The sequence below is a fragment of the Pseudohongiella sp. genome (assembly GCF_040877505.1).
Lineage (GTDB): Bacteria > Pseudomonadota > Gammaproteobacteria > Pseudomonadales > Pseudohongiellaceae > Pseudohongiella.
Window position 1 is genome coordinate 70,728 of sequence record NZ_JBBDNQ010000019.1, and the last position, 13,619, is coordinate 84,346.

Annotated in this window: 14 protein-coding genes; 11 read left to right on the top strand and 3 right to left on the bottom strand. The window is 55.8% G+C overall.

Features of this window, described 5'->3' with window-relative positions; all coding sequences use genetic code 11:
• The first annotated feature begins 29 nt into the window (after positions 1 to 29).
• The 11 genes from WD071_RS07200 to argA all read left to right on the top strand — a co-directional run bounded on the left by WD071_RS07200 (position 30) and on the right by argA (position 11,463).
• Complete coding sequence (locus WD071_RS07200; RefSeq protein WP_368047679.1) at positions 30 to 983, top strand: ABC transporter ATP-binding protein; 954 nt, start codon at positions 30 to 32, stop codon at positions 981 to 983.
• A complete protein-coding gene (locus tag WD071_RS07205; RefSeq protein WP_368047680.1) occupies positions 980 to 2,572 on the top strand; it encodes an ABC transporter permease in 1,593 nt (530 codons plus the stop codon). Before WD071_RS07200 ends, WD071_RS07205 begins: the two co-directional genes overlap by 4 nt.
• 60 nt (positions 2,573 to 2,632) lie before the next feature.
• Positions 2,633 to 3,676: an AI-2E family transporter gene (locus tag WD071_RS07210; protein ID WP_368047681.1), complete on the top strand. Its 1,044-nt coding sequence runs from the start codon at positions 2,633 to 2,635 to the stop codon at positions 3,674 to 3,676.
• Positions 3,677 to 3,760: 84 nt separating this feature from the next.
• Entirely contained in the window at positions 3,761 to 4,570 is an 810-nt protein-coding gene (proC, locus tag WD071_RS07215; RefSeq protein ID WP_368047682.1) for a pyrroline-5-carboxylate reductase, read from the top strand.
• A gap of 22 nt (positions 4,571 to 4,592) precedes the next feature.
• Complete coding sequence (locus WD071_RS07220) at positions 4,593 to 5,171, top strand: YggT family protein (RefSeq protein ID WP_368047683.1); 579 nt, start codon at positions 4,593 to 4,595, stop codon at positions 5,169 to 5,171.
• A 1-nt stretch (position 5,172) separates the two neighbouring features.
• Positions 5,173 to 6,363, top strand: coding sequence for a homoserine O-acetyltransferase (locus tag WD071_RS07225; protein WP_368047684.1), 1,191 nt, complete (start codon positions 5,173 to 5,175; stop codon positions 6,361 to 6,363).
• Entirely contained in the window at positions 6,363 to 7,004 is a 642-nt protein-coding gene (gene metW, locus WD071_RS07230) for a methionine biosynthesis protein MetW (RefSeq protein WP_368047685.1), read from the top strand. Before WD071_RS07225 ends, metW begins: the two co-directional genes overlap by 1 nt.
• The gene (gene rdgB / locus WD071_RS07235; protein ID WP_368047870.1) at positions 6,988 to 7,611 is read left to right on the top strand and encodes an RdgB/HAM1 family non-canonical purine NTP pyrophosphatase; all 624 of its coding nucleotides are present in this window, start codon (positions 6,988 to 6,990) and stop codon (positions 7,609 to 7,611) included. Before metW ends, rdgB begins: the two co-directional genes overlap by 17 nt.
• 5 nt (positions 7,612 to 7,616) lie before the next feature.
• Complete coding sequence (gene hemW / locus WD071_RS07240) at positions 7,617 to 8,831, top strand: radical SAM family heme chaperone HemW (protein ID WP_368047686.1); 1,215 nt, start codon at positions 7,617 to 7,619, stop codon at positions 8,829 to 8,831.
• Positions 8,832 to 8,874: 43 nt separating this feature from the next.
• Positions 8,875 to 10,053 carry an acetylornithine deacetylase gene (gene argE, locus WD071_RS07245; RefSeq protein WP_368047687.1) on the top strand — a complete coding sequence of 393 codons (1,179 nt, stop codon included), beginning with the start codon at positions 8,875 to 8,877 and terminating at the stop codon, positions 10,051 to 10,053.
• A gap of 93 nt (positions 10,054 to 10,146) precedes the next feature.
• Entirely contained in the window at positions 10,147 to 11,463 is a 1,317-nt protein-coding gene (argA, locus tag WD071_RS07250; protein WP_368047871.1) for an amino-acid N-acetyltransferase, read from the top strand.
• Here the strand turns inward: argA and folA are convergent.
• From folA to lgt, 3 genes are read right to left on the bottom strand one after another with little or no spacing between them, the layout of a single operon-like run.
• Positions 11,460 to 11,960, bottom strand: coding sequence for a type 3 dihydrofolate reductase (gene folA / locus WD071_RS07255; RefSeq protein ID WP_368047688.1), 501 nt, complete (start codon positions 11,958 to 11,960; stop codon positions 11,460 to 11,462). The two genes, argA and folA, sit on opposite strands and share 4 nt — an antisense overlap.
• Positions 11,961 to 11,994: 34 nt before the next feature.
• The gene (gene thyA, locus WD071_RS07260) at positions 11,995 to 12,789 is read right to left on the bottom strand and encodes a thymidylate synthase (RefSeq protein ID WP_368047689.1); all 795 of its coding nucleotides are present in this window, start codon (positions 12,787 to 12,789) and stop codon (positions 11,995 to 11,997) included.
• Positions 12,786 to 13,613, bottom strand: a complete 828-nt coding sequence (lgt, locus tag WD071_RS07265) for a prolipoprotein diacylglyceryl transferase (RefSeq protein WP_368047690.1) — start codon at positions 13,611 to 13,613, stop codon at positions 12,786 to 12,788. Before lgt ends, thyA begins: the two co-directional genes overlap by 4 nt.
• Positions 13,614 to 13,619: the final 6 nt, after the last annotated feature.

Sequence of the window (13,619 nt, forward strand, 5' to 3'; positions counted from 1 at the left end):
TGATGGATCCACGACGGCGGATTTGCAGGATGAGCACACCAGTACTGGAACTGATTGACGTCACGAAGCGTTACGGCGATTTCACCGCCGTCAACAAGATCAATATCAGCATACCGCAAGGTTCAGTCTACGGATTTCTGGGCCCTAACGGCGCCGGCAAAACCACAACCATCCGCATGATACTGGACATTCTTCGTCCCGATGAAGGGCAGATCCAGGTGTTTGGCGCCAGCTCTGCCATGCAGGTACGTGACCGTATCGGTTACCTGCCGGAAGAAAAAGGCCTGTACAAGAAAATGAAGGTGTGGGCGATCATTGCCTACTTCGCTACGCTGAAAGGCATGAGCAGGCGCCAGGCCAAAGACAAAGCCTATTTTTTGTTGGATAAATATGGCCTCAAGGATTTTGCCAATTCCAGTGTCGAATCCCTGTCCAAAGGAATGGGACAAAAGGTTCAGGTGTTGTCCGCGATTGCGCATGATCCTGATCTGGTCATTCTGGACGAACCCTTTTCCGGACTCGATCCGGTAAACCAGGAAGTGCTGGAACAACTGATTCGTGATCTGTCAGCAAACGGCCAGACTGTCATTTTTTCAACTCACATCATGCAACACGCCGAGCGCTTGTGCGAACGCCTGTTATTGATCACTCAGGGCAGCAAGGTCTTTGACGGCACGGTTGATGAGGCTCGTGCCATCATTCCCCGGCGCATTGTTCTGGAGACGCGTGATGATATCAACTCCATTCGGTCGCTGAGTGGGGTGTTGTCAGTGCAAGAGCACAGGATCGACGACGAAACTTATCTTCCTGGCACGCGACAATGGGAACTGTATGTCAAAGAACAAACCGATCCGCAAATAATTTTACAGCATTGTTTTGAAATCGGAGTAACGCTCAGTCGTTTTGATTTCACTCAGGCAAGCTTGCATGATGTTTTTATGCATCTGGTCGGCCAGGAAGCCAGGGAGCACAATTTCCGATGAGAGTCACTCTGCTGATCGCCTGGCGCGAATACATGGAAAACATCAAAACCAAAGGTTTCTGGCTTGGCGTATTGTTGGTGCCCATTATCTTCTTTTTGATTTATTACGCTTCCAGTCGTCTGGCAACTGCGACACCAACACGCTATTACATGCTGATTGATCAGTCCGGCGAATATGCCGCAGCTGTTGAAAACGCAATCCGACGTGAACATCAACGCCGGGTCATGCAGGACTTCATGCGCTACCTGCAGGACAACCTGACTGACGTCAGCGCCGTCCCTGTCAGCGCCGAACCCTCCTCACAGCTTGATCAGCTGATGGAAAGCTTCGCTAATGACGAAGTTGCCGCACTTGACGAATGGCTGTCCAACGGTAGCTTGAACTTTGCCCTCACTCTGGTTCAACCCTATTTGCGAGAAGGCGCAGCCGAATTTATCGAACCACGCCCGCAGTTTATTGCCGTCACACCACCACCTGACGTGGATCCGGGCGCCGATGCGCAGGATATAGTCGCACAGCTGAGACCATACCTAAACGGAGAGCGCGGCATTGACGTTGACGGTGAGCAGGTCAGTCTGTTTGCCCTGATACTGATCCCCACAGACGTCGATCAGGATATTGTACGGCCTGCGACAATCGAAAATTTGATGACGCCGGACGATGGCCCGCGCGGCGTACAGTACTGGGCGGGGAATCTGACGGATGCACGGCTGTCGAGCGCCATACAGAACAGCATCAACAGTGCCATTCGCGAGCAGGAGTACACCGATCGTGACATAGACGTGAACACTGTGCGCAACGTGCAGCGGACCCGCCTGCCGTTGAATCGACTGGACCCGAGCAAAGCTGCCGGTCAGGAAGAAGTAAGCCGAGCTGACACCTTCCGGCAATGGGCGCCCATGGGCTTTGTCTACCTGATCTTCATTTCTCTGATGCAGAGTGTACAATATCTTTTGAGCAACACCATCGAAGAAAAATCTAATCGAATCATAGAGGTGCTGCTGGCTTCAGTAACACCCGGTGAATTGTTGATGGGTAAACTGCTGGGCATTGGCCTCACCGGCATCACCACGATACTGGCCTGGATCGGCTCATTTTTTGTGTTTATCCGTTTATACCAGACGGTCGAGACAGCCATGATTGTGCAGGTACTCGATGTCCTGCTCAGCTCAGACCTGATCCCCTATTTTGTCTTCTACTATCTGTGTTGTTACGCCTTGTACGCCGGCATCTTTCTCGCCATCGGCAGCCTGTGCAATACGCTCAAGGAAGCCCAGAGTCTGATGATGCCTCTGATGGCAGTGCTGGTCGTGCCCATCCTCACCATGAGCTTTATCGCTCAGGACCCTAACGGTACGCTGGCACGCGTCATGTCATGGATTCCCCTGTTCACACCGTTTACCATGATGAACCGGGCCGCTGCGCAACCGCCCATGTTTGATGTTGTCGGCACCACTGTTGTACTGGTGCTGACCACCGCAGCGGTGCTCTGGTTGTCAGGACGCGTGTTCCGGCAGGGAATTCTGCGCTCCGGGCAGCCGCCTCGCATCATTGAGCTTTGGCGCATGTTGCGCCGCACGGCAGGCTGATCGCAGCACACGGAAGCCACCGGTCGGATTCAGGAATTCAGGAATTCAGGAGCGCATACCATGTCACGTCAAGACGTTCAAAGCCGGGCCTTTCTTATCGTTCTGGGCCTGATAAGCCTGGCATTCCTGACCATTTTGCAGCCGTTCTGGAGCTCAATCTTCTGGGCCTGCGTCATGACCTTGCTGTTCTTCCCCCTGCAGCGAAAACTGCGGCTCAAACTCAATGGCAGGGAAACGCTGGCAGCCTTGCTTACCCTGCTGGCCGGTATCTTTCTGGTGGTCATCCCGGTGACGGTTATTGCCTTTGCCTTTGTCGCCGAGGGTGCCCAGCTGTATGAGCTGATTGAAAATCAGGAAATCGAGCCCGAACAGTTTCTGGAGCGCATTGGCAGCGCGGTACCCATCATCCCTGATGTGCTGGATCGTCTTGGCATTGACATGTCCAACGTACGATCGTATCTGTCTGATTCGGCTGTTTCTCTCAGTCGCCTGTTATCGCAGGAAGCACTTAACTTCGGACGCAATACCGTTAGTTTTACCGTCGGTATCGTGCTCATGCTTTACCTCACATTTTTTCTCCTGCGCGATGGTGACAAAATGATGGGCTGGCTGGGCACCGCCGTGCCGCTGGAAGATGACCGCCGGCAACTGCTGTTTCGCAAGTTCACCGAGGTCGTTCGCGCCACCGTCAAGGGCAATCTGGTGGTTGCACTGGTGCAGGGCGCCCTGGGCGGGCTGATCTTCTGGATTCTGGGCATTACTGCGCCGGTTCTGTGGGCCGTGGTCATGGCCTTCCTGTCGCTGGTACCGGCTGTCGGGGCAGCGCTGGTCTGGGTGCCGGTGGCAATCTACCTGTTCGCCACTGGCAATGTCCTGCAGGGCTCCATTCTGGTGGCTTACGGCGCCATCATCATCGGTCTGGCGGACAATGTACTGCGTCCCATTCTGGTAGGCCGCGACACCAAACTGCCGGACTATATTGTGTTGTTCTCCACGCTCGGCGGAATCAGCCTGCTGGGCATCAATGGTTTTGTCATCGGGCCATTGATAGCAGCCCTGTTTATCAGCTTCTGGGCCACGTTCAGCCAGGACCTCAACCGCTGAACGACATCGGCACATTAGCTGCAAGCGGGCGCCGGGTGAGTTAGAATACCCGTTTTGCAATACGACACACGGCAGGAGCACACCTTGGATAACCGCCAGATCGCATTTATCGGCGCCGGCAATATGGCCAACAGCCTTATTCACGGCCTGCTGGCCAAAGGCGTCGCTGCCAGCCACATTCATGCCAGTGACATTGACAGCGAAAAACTCCGGTCTCTGCAGTCACAATGCGGTATCCAGACCGGCGACACGGCCAGTATGGCCGCTGTCGCCGATGTCATCATCCTGGCTGTCAAACCCCAGGTCATGGGTGAGGTGTGCGCTGCGCTGAAACCGCAGATCGCCAAACCCGACTGTCTGATCATTTCCATCGCCGCCGGCATACCGGTGCTTGCACTGGAACAGTGGCTGGGACCAGACCGGGCTATCGTGCGCTGCATGCCAAACACGCCGTCGCTGGTCGGTGCAGGCGCCACCGGGCTTTATGCCAATGGCAGCTGCAGTGTCAGCCACAAAGCTCTGGCCGGCGACATCATGGCGGCGGTCGGCATCGCCTGCTGGTTGCAGGCTGAAAAAGACATTGATACTGTGACCGCGCTTTCGGGCAGTGGCCCGGCGTATTATTTCCTGATGATGGAAGCCATGGAAAAAGCCGCCGTTGCCATGGGGCTGGCGCCCGATATTGCCCGGCAACTGAGCATACAGACAGCCCTTGGGGCCGGCAAGCTGGCCGCCAGCAGCGATGTGGCGCCAGACGAACTGCGGCGCCGGGTAACCTCGCCGGGCGGCACCACGGAACAGGCCCTGCTGTCATTCAAAAATCAGGGATTTGAAGAAACCGTAGCCAAAGCCATGCTGGCAGCACAACAACGTGCAGCCGAGCTGGCCAAATAATTCGACGGCAAGAGACCACATTATGAACTCAATTGGCAGTATCGGCACCTTACTGATCACCACGCTGGGCTCGCTGTATTTGCTGGCGATCCTGTTGCGCTTCCTGTTGCAATTGTCCCGCGCTGATTTCTACAACCCCATCACACAAATGATCGTGAAAGCCACCGACCCGGGTGTGCAGGTGTTTCGCAAATTCATTCCCGGCTTCCGCGGTATCGATTTTTCGTCGCTGATATTTGCCATCCTGGTGCAGTGCATATTGATCAGCGCGCTTATTCTCCTCGCCGGTATTGCGCTGCCGGGGCCAGGCCTGATCCTGACCTGGGCACTGGTCGGACTGCTCAGTTTTATACTTAATATTTATTTCTGGGGACTGCTGATTTCCATCGTCGCCAGTTTCATTGCCCCGTTCAGCGCGCACCCGGCGCTGGTGCTGGTGCGTCAGCTGGTTGAACCGGTGATGGCACCTTTCCGGCGTCTGCTGCCATCGATGGGTGGCCTGGATTTGTCGCCGATCTTTGTTTTCCTGAGTCTGCAGATTATCCGTATCGTGCTGATTGTGCCGGTCAACGCCAATCCCGCGTTTGTCCCAGGTCTGTAATATGCCCGACGCCCTGCCGGAAAATTCCGTTGGCCTTGTCACTCCCGAGCTGTATCGCTTTGAGGAGCCGTTGACGCTGCGTAGCGGCAAAGTCCTGAAAGCCTACGACCTGATGGTGGAAACCTACGGCACCCTGAATGCCGCAAAATCCAATGCCATTCTGATCTGTCACGCTCTGAGCGGTGATCACCATGCGGCAGGCTATCACAGCATGGATGATAAAAAGCCAGGCTGGTGGGACGTCTGTATCGGGCCGGGCAAACCTATCGACACCAATCACTTTTTTGTTGTTTGCCTGAACAACCTGGGCGGCTGCGCCGGCAGCACCGGACCGGCATCCATCAATCCGGATACCGGCACCTGGTACGGTCCCGATTTTCCGGTGGTGACGGTGCGTGACTGGGTCAACAGTCAGGCGCGGCTGGCAGACAGACTGGGCATTCAACAATGGGCGGCAGTGGTTGGCGGCAGTCTCGGTGGCATGCAGGTCATGCGCTGGTCTATCAGCTACCCGGAGCGCGTGCGGCACGCCATCATGCTCGCCGTGGCGCCCAAACTGTCGGCGCAGAATATCGCCTTCAATGAGGTTGCACGGCAGTCCATCACCGCAGACCCGGATTTCCATGCCGGGCGTTACCGCGAGCACGAGGTGCTGCCTAAAAAAGGTCTGATGCTGGCGCGCATGGTCGGACATATCACGTATCTGTCCGATAGCGCCATGCGTGAAAAGTTCGGCCGCGTGTCCGACGAACTCAAGCAGGCGTCTCTTAACCTGGGGCGCGATCTGAGGGCGGGCAAACTGAGTTTCGGATTTGACGTCGACTTTCAGGTGGAAAGCTACCTGCACTATCAGGGCGAGCGTTTCTCGGAAACCTTTGACGCCAACACCTATCTGCTGATGACCAAGGCGCTGGACTATTTTGACCCCAGCGTTGACTACGATGGCGACCTGAGCAAGGCCTTCGCCAACAGTGATTGTCGTTTTCTGTTGATGTCTTTCAGCACCGACTGGCGCTTTCCCCCCGAACGCACCCGGGAAATTGTCACTGCACTGCTGAAAGCAGGCAAGCAGGTCAGTTATCTGGAAATCGAAGCTGATCAGGGCCACGATGCGTTTCTGTTGCCGGTGCCGCGTTACATGCAATCGCTGACCACGTACCTGAATGTCATCAAAGACGAGGTGGGCGCCTGATGCGAGCGGATCTGGACATTATTCGTAACTGGATAGCACCGGGCAGCCGCGTGCTTGACCTGGGCTGCGGCGATGGCAGTCTGCTGCGTTATCTGCAGGATAATCTGCAGACGGTGGGCACCGGCCTGGAGATTGATGAAACCAAAATCAATGCCTGCCTGGCCAAAGGCATACATGTTATTCAGCAGGACCTGAATAAAGGTCTGCAGAATTTTGAATCACAGAGTTTCGACACGGTGCTGCTCACACAAACACTGCAGGCTGTGCATTATCCGGACCTGCTGATCGAAGAGATGCTGCGCATCGGCAAGAACTGTATTGTGACCTTTCCCAATTTTGGCAACTGGCGGGCACGCATGCACCTGGCCATCAAAGGTCGTATGCCGGTGTCAGAGTACATCCCTTACGAATGGTACAACACACCGAATATTCATTTCTGCACCGTGCGTGACTTTGACGTATTCTGTCTCGACAAAAGCATCGACGTCATCACGCGCACCGTGGTGGATTACAAACACCGCGACAGCTGGTTCATCCGGGCGGCACCGAATCTGTTAAGTGAAATCGCGATCTACCATTTCTCCCGCGACGCTTCCATCAGCGCCAAGGGCGCCATGACTCAACCTGACCATGAGCACTAAAATCGTACTGGCCTCGGGCAACGAAGGCAAACTCCGCGAACTGCAACAGCTTCTCCGGGCGCTCGACGTCGAACTGGTGACGCAAAAATCTCTAGGCATAGATGATGCAGACGAAACAGGTCTCACATTTATTGAAAATGCCATTCTGAAGGCACGCCACGCCAGTGCCGCGAGCGGGTTACCGGCACTGGCCGATGATTCCGGTCTGGCTGTCGACGCCCTGAGCGGTGCACCCGGAATATACTCGGCGCGATTCGCTGATGCCCCTGCCGGTGCTGACCGCCCGGCGCGCGACGCAGCCAACAATCAGAAATTATTGCAATTGCTGGACGGAACACCGGAGAGCGAGCGCACAGCGCACTTTCATTGTGTGCTGGTTTATTTGCGCCATGCCGCAGATCCCACACCGGTTGTGTGTCACGGCAAGTGGAGCGGCCGTATCCTGCAAGCGGCAGCAGGCGAGGGCGGTTTTGGTTACGACCCGCTGTTTTACGTGCCACAGATGGCGTGCAGTTCAGCACAGTTAAGCGCTGAACAAAAAAACACAATCAGTCATCGTGCCAGAGCCATGCAGGATCTGATGCAACACCTTCAATCACTATTGTGAGCGACATGCCCCCCGATAAGCCATCACCAGGCCTCGAGCTGCCGCCGCTCAGCCTGTACATTCATGTGCCCTGGTGTGTGCGCAAATGCCCGTATTGCGACTTCAACTCGCACGAACAGAACGGCCCGCTGCCAGAGGACGACTACGTTGATGCCCTGCTTGACGATTTTCGTCACGACAGACGCTACTTGCAGAAACGTGAGATCAGCACCATTTTCATCGGCGGCGGCACCCCCAGCCTGTTGTCAGCCCGTGCCTACGATCGCTTGTTCAACGGCCTGCAGGCCATGGCCAGTTTTGCCAGTGACATCGAAATCACCCTGGAAGCCAATCCCGGCAGCGCCGAACGCGAGAAGTTTGCGGACTATCACAGCGCGGGCATCAACCGTCTGTCTCTGGGCATTCAGAGTTTTGACCCGCAACAACTACAGCAGCTGGGGCGAATTCACGATGCACACGATGCCGAGCGCGCCATCGATTTCGCCCACAAGGCCGGTTTCAGCCGCCTGAACCTGGACATCATGTACGGCCTGCAGGCACAGTCGCAGTCCTCGGCAATACACGATCTGCGGCAGGCCATCAACGCCGCGCCCCAGCATATCTCCTGGTATCAGCTGACCATTGAACCAAACACGGTGTTCTTCAAACATCCGCCGCCGCTGCCCCCGGAAGATACCCTGATTGATATTCAGGACAGCGGCCTTGCATTGTTGGAAGACAGCGGTTTTGCCCGATATGAGATTTCGGCATTTGCCAGACCCGGCGGTCAGGCCCGGCACAACGTGAATTACTGGCAGTTTGGTGATTATCTGGGCATCGGCGCGGGCGCCCACGGCAAGATCACCCAACCCTCGCGCCAGCGCATACTACGCATGCACAAACGCAGGCAACCCGCGCACTACCTGCAGGCCGCCGCGGCAGTGAAAAAACAGGCGCAAGCCAATGCTGCCAATCTGCTGAATCGCTATCCCTACCTGGCTGATGCCGGACCCATCGAACCCGACCAGCTGCCCCTGGAGTTCCTGCTCAACGCACTGCGATTGCGTGACGGCTTCACCCGGGAGCAGTTTGAAGGGCGCACCGGCCTGTCTTTCAGCTTGCTGACAAAGCAGGTAGAATCTTTGCAACAGCGGCAGTTACTGCGCGTGGACGGCAACCATATCGCTGCCACCGACAAGGGTTACCAGTTCCTCAACACAGTACTGGAAGCATTTGTTTAAAATATTTCTGCGTACCTGCTGGCCCACACCGACTGAGGCAATCATGGCAAACAACACCCGAACCCTGATGCAACACATGGATGCGGTGCTGCGTTTACCCAGCATCAGTTCAACCAACAGCAGCATCGACATGAGCAATCTGCCGGTTATCAACTATCTGGCCGAACAGTTCACCGCGCTGGGTTTTCAGTGCGAAATCATGCCCTGTGAATCCAGCAGCGAGCAGGGCAAAGCCAACCTGATCGCGACCCTGGGCAGCGGCCCCGGCGGACTGGTGTTGGCCGGACATACCGATACTGTGCCCATGGATGAGGCACTGTGGTCAGTCAATCCGTTACAGATGACCGAAAAAGACAACCGGATTTATGGCCTGGGCAGCACCGACATGAAAGGTTTTTTTGCCTTGATCCTGGAAGCGGTGCGCCACTTTGTTGAGTCGCCCCTGCAACAACCACTGATCGTGCTGGCAACCTCCGATGAAGAGACTTCCATGTTCGGCGCGCGCAAACTCGCCGAACTGGGTCGCCCCAAGGCGCGATATGCCGTCATCGGCGAGCCCACCGGCATGAAACCTGTGCACGCCCACAAAGGGGTGATGATGGAATCCATCCGGCTGCAGGGCCGCAGCGGGCATTCCTCCGACCCAAGCCTGGGCATCAACGCCATGGAGGCCATGCACGATGTCATCGGCGAGTTGCTGCGCTTTCGTGCTGAGTTGCAGGAGAAATACCGCAATCCACTGTTTGCCATCGAACTGCCCACCATGAATCTGGGCTGCATCCACGGCGGCGACAACCCCAACCGCATTTGCGGACATTGTGAACTGGAGTTCGATATTCGTCTGTTGCCGGGCATGGAAGTGGAAGTCATGCGCAGCATGATCGATGAGCGTTTGCGTCCGCTGGCGCAGCGCTGGCAGGTCGGTTTTGAGCTGACGCCGCTGTTCCCCGGTGCACCGGCTTTCCTGTGTCCGGCGGAAAGCGATCTGGTCAGAACCGCTGAGCGCCTGACCGGCCATAGCGCTGGCACCGTCGCCTTTGGTACCGAGGCACCGTGGTTGCAGAAGATCGGCATGGACACTATTGTGCTGGGGCCGGGCGACATCGAGCAGGCGCATCAACCAGACGAGTACCTGGGACTGGACCGGATCCAGCCCTGCATAGATCTGTTGCGCGAACTGATCACTCACTATTGTGTTAAAGGCAACGCCACCGCAAGCTGAAATCGCGTTACAATTGCCCAGCTGCGACATCAGCATACAAGGATCACACGGAACCGCCCGGCAGGATAAGCAGGAACAGAAGGCATGGAAAATCTGGCGCAATACATCGACTGGTTCAGACACTCATCCAGTTACATCAATGCACACCGGAAAAAGGTGTTTGTGGTGTTGCTCACGGGCGAGGCCATCGCACACGAAAACTTCAGCAATATTGTGCACGACATTACGCTGCTGCACAGCCTTGGCGTGAAGCTTGTGCTGGTGCACGGCGCCCGCCCGCAAATCAACCAGGCGCTGGACGCGGCAGGACTGGCACTGCGCTACCACAATGCATTACGGGTGACCGATGCCGATTGCCTGCACGCCATCAAGCAAGTGGTCGGCGGCATGTCGATTGATATCGAGGCACAGTTTTCCATGGGACTGGCCAATTCACCCATGCACGGCGCCGACATCAAGGTCAGCCGTGGCAATTTCATTACCGCCAGGCCGCTGGGCATCATTGATGGCGTGGATTTTTCCCTGACCGGTGTGGTCAGGAAAGTGAACGCCACCGCCATTCAGCAACACCTGGACAAAAACAGTATCGTGCTGTTGTCCAATCTGGGTTATTCCCCCACCGGGGAAGTATTCAATCTGTCTGCCGAGGAAGTCGCCACCGAAGTTGCGATCGCCATGCAGGCTGACAAACTGATCCTGTTCGCACCCCAACGAGGGGTCATGGATGAACACAATCATCTCATCAGCACCCTGATCCCCACTGCAGCAGCTGCATTGCTTGAAACCATCAGCGATGATCATGAACAGGCCAGGAATGGCGTGCGGGAATCGCTGGCTGCAGCGATCAAGGCCAGTGGCAAAACCGTCCACCGGTGTCATCTGATCAATTTCGCCGACAATGGCGCGTTGATTGAAGAGCTGTTTACCCGCGACGGTAACGGCACGCTGGTGTCGCGCGATCATTTTGAACTGTTGCGACAAGCCACCATCGACGACGTGGGCGGTATTCTGGAACTGATTGCCCCACTGGAAGCCGCAGGCGTGCTGGTGCATCGCTCACGTGAACTGCTGGAAGCAGAAATCGATTACTTCAAGGTCATCGAGATGGAAGGCACAATCATCGCTTGCGCGGCCATTTATCCACTGGACGAAGACAGCGGTGAGATCGCCTGCATTGCCATTCACAAGGACTACCAGGAAACCGGTCGCGGTGATCACCTGCTGCGCGCACTGGAAAAAGAAGCCCGCAAACAGGGCATGAACAAAGTCATTGTACTCACCACGCAGACTGCGCACTGGTTTCTGGAGCGCGGCTTTACGCTGATTGAAATTACTGACCTGCCTATCAAAAAGCAGGAAATGTACAACTATCAGCGCAATTCCAAAGCGTTTCGAAAAATCCTGTCCTAACGTTCCAGTACAACAAAACTGTAATCATAGGGGTTAGCATCGGACGCGCTGAAATCTTCGCGGGCGAGCTCGTACCAGGCGGCCAGTTCGAATTCAGGGAAATAGGCATCACCGTCCACATCAGCGTGCACCTGCGTCATGTACAGGCGGTCGGCCATGGGCAATGCCATCTCGTAGATCTGCGCACCGCCCATGACCACCGCTTCGTCACCGCCATCAATCACGGTAACGTGTTCGGCCAGGGTAATAGCAGCCTCCAGTGAATTCACCACCTTGACACCCTCGGCACTGAATCCGGGATCGCGACTGATCACAATATTGGTACGACCGGGCAGGGGACGACCTATGGACTCCCAGGTTCTGCGTCCCATGATAATGGGTTTGCCCATGGTGACCTTTTTAAAATACTTCAGGTCTTCGGGCAGGTACCAGGGCAGGGCGTTATTGCGGCCAATCACGCGGTTGCGGGCCATGGCCCAGATCAATGCCAGTCTCATAAATTTTCCAGGTTATCCAATTTTTTCCAGGCAACTACACTGCTACCGGCGCTGATATATGTGGATGTGCCTGATATCCCACAATTTCAAAATCCTCGAACTTGTAGTCAAAGATGCTGTCCGGCCTGCGTTTGATTTCCAGGCGGGGTAGCGGCAGAGGCTCGCGACTCAATTGTAGCCTGGCCTGCTCCAGGTGATTGCTGTACAGGTGGACATCCCCGCCGGTCCAGATAAAATCGCCCACCTCAAGTTCGCACTGTTGCGCTACCATGTGCGTCAACAAGGCATATGAGGCAATATTGAACGGTACACCCAGAAAGGTATCGGCTGAACGCTGATAAAGCTGACAGGACAACTTGCCATTGGCAACGTAAAACTGAAACAGGGAATGACAGGGCGGCAAGGCCATTTCGTCGACGTAGGCAGGGTTATAAGCGACCACCATCAACCGGCGCGAGTCCGGACTGGTTCTGATCTGATGGATAAGCTTGCTTATCTGATCGACGGACTTGCCGTCTTTTGCCGGCCACGAGCGCCACTGAAATCCATAGACCGGCCCCAGGTCACCGTTCTCATCGGCCCATTCATCCCAGATTGAGACGCCGTTATCTTTCAGATACCGGATATTGGTATCGCCGCTGAGGAACCATAACAATTCGTGAATGATGGAGCGCAGGTGCAGCTTCTTGGTGGTCAGCAGCGGGAATCCTTCCTGCAGATTAAAGCGCATCTGATGACCAAAAACCGACAAAGTACCGGTGCCGGTGCGATCGGTTTTGACAGCGCCTTCGTCAAGAATGTGCTGTAACAAATCCTGGAACTGTTTCATGATTCGCCTCGCCTGGGTTCAGGTTTTTTTCGATACGCCACAACCAGCAGAATGGTACCGGCAATAATCATCGGCACGGACAATACCTGACCCATGGTCAACCAGTCCAGGGCGACAAACCCCAGCCATGAATCGGGCTCGCGATAGAATTCAACAAAGAAGCGCTGCACACCGTAACCAACGGCGAACAAACCGGACACGGCATAACGTGGGCGCGGACTGGACGAGAACCACCACATCAACCCGAACAGCACAACACCTTCCAGTACGGCCTGGTATAACTGTGAGGCATGCCGCGCCACCTGGTCCACGTGGGGGAACACCATGCCCCAGGGCACATCGGTCGGTCGACCCCAGAGTTCGCCGCCAATAAAGTTGCCGATACGACCAACACCCAGTCCGAACGGCGCCAGCGGCGCAATAAAATCCAGCACATCAAAGTAGTGTTTATTGATGCGTCGCGAATAAAAATAGAACGCCAGCATGACGCCCAGAAATCCGCCATGGAAAGACATACCGCCTTCCCAAACGCGCAGCAACCACAACGGGTCGCCCAGGAAACGATCAAAATTGTAGAACAGCACTGAACCGAAACGACCACCCAGCACGGCGCCCAAGGCGCCATAGAAAACCAGGTCGGCAATCTGTTCATCAGAGAACCTGAATTTGTCTTTGCCGGGCTCGCCTGCGGCAGCGCGCCGCGCACGCAGGCGGGCCAGATACCACGCACCGGTGAACGCCACGATATACATGATGCCGTACCAGTGCACCGTCAATGGTCCCAGGGAGAACGCGACGGGATCAATATCAGGGTATGTCAGCATCAAATG

Bases quoted from the DNA above. Each gene is read 5' to 3' on its own strand.
- WD071_RS07210 (WP_368047681.1), top strand. From the start codon at position 2,633: ATGTCACGTCAAGACGTTCAAAGCCGGGCCTTTCTTATCGTTCTGGGC.
- WD071_RS07205 (WP_368047680.1), top strand. From the start codon at position 980: ATGAGAGTCACTCTGCTGATCGCCTGGCGCGAATACATGGAAAACATC.
- WD071_RS07200 (WP_368047679.1), top strand. From the start codon at position 30: ATGAGCACACCAGTACTGGAACTGATTGACGTCACGAAGCGTTACGGC.
- WD071_RS07220 (WP_368047683.1), top strand. From the start codon at position 4,593: ATGAACTCAATTGGCAGTATCGGCACCTTACTGATCACCACGCTGGGC.
- argE (WP_368047687.1), top strand. From the start codon at position 8,875: ATGGCAAACAACACCCGAACCCTGATGCAACACATGGATGCGGTGCTG.
- hemW (WP_368047686.1), top strand. From the start codon at position 7,617: ATGCCCCCCGATAAGCCATCACCAGGCCTCGAGCTGCCGCCGCTCAGC.
- lgt (WP_368047690.1), bottom strand. From the start codon at position 13,613: ATGCTGACATACCCTGATATTGATCCCGTCGCGTTCTCCCTGGGACCA.
- WD071_RS07225 (WP_368047684.1), top strand. From the start codon at position 5,173: ATGCCCGACGCCCTGCCGGAAAATTCCGTTGGCCTTGTCACTCCCGAG.
- folA (WP_368047688.1), bottom strand. From the start codon at position 11,960: ATGAGACTGGCATTGATCTGGGCCATGGCCCGCAACCGCGTGATTGGC.
- thyA (WP_368047689.1), bottom strand. From the start codon at position 12,789: ATGAAACAGTTCCAGGATTTGTTACAGCACATTCTTGACGAAGGCGCT.
- metW (WP_368047685.1), top strand. From the start codon at position 6,363: ATGCGAGCGGATCTGGACATTATTCGTAACTGGATAGCACCGGGCAGC.